We start from the raw sequence: 660 nt of genomic DNA on the forward strand, positions 1-660 counted from the left end.
CGTCATAGGCGACAACGACCAGCATATGCGGCCATTGCGGGCTCTTCTCCAGATGGCTGATGACATCGGCGATATGGCGGTCTCCCGCCTGGATGTCGGCATAGCCGGAATGCTCGTTGAGATTGCCCTGCGGCCTGTAGAAGGAGACCTGAGGCAGGGCGCCGTCGTCGATCGCCTGAATGAAGCTCACGCCAGCCAGCCCGGCGTCGCGCAGGTGTTCCCGCCTGGCCTCGGTGCCCGGCGCGTAGTTGGCGTAATAGTTGAACGGCTGGTGATGGTACTGGAAATTCGGGATCGGCGTGTGATTGCCATGGTCGAGCGTGTACTGCCAGGCGCCCGAGTACCATGCCCAGCTGACCTGCTTGAGACTGAGCATATCGCCGATGGTCGGCTCCGTCTGCGGCGGCAGCGTTGTCGGCTTGGACGGGTCCGCGAGGAGCGGATCGCCGCCGGGCGCCGGATCATTGCCGCTCGGCTGGTATGGCGGCTGCATTGTGTTCACAGCGTAGAAATCCGGCGTCAGATTGCCGTCGGAGACGAATTTCGGGATACCGTCGCGCACCGATTTCGGCGAATTGTCGGCGAGCTTCAGCGCTGTGCCGCCATCGTCCGTCACCGAAATCGACGGCTTGGCCGGGTTCTTGTCGGCATCCGCGTAGT

1 protein-coding gene is annotated in these 660 nt (G+C 63.2%); it reads right to left on the reverse strand.

Going from position 1 to position 660, the window contains the following annotated elements:
* Window positions 1-660: acid phosphatase (gene acpA / locus EOA29_RS39040; RefSeq protein ID WP_127222547.1), on the reverse strand; the 660-nt coding region annotated here is incomplete at both ends.

It is taken from the genome of Mesorhizobium sp. M1E.F.Ca.ET.063.01.1.1 (genome assembly GCF_003998155.1).
Classification (GTDB): Bacteria; Pseudomonadota; Alphaproteobacteria; order Rhizobiales; family Rhizobiaceae; genus Mesorhizobium.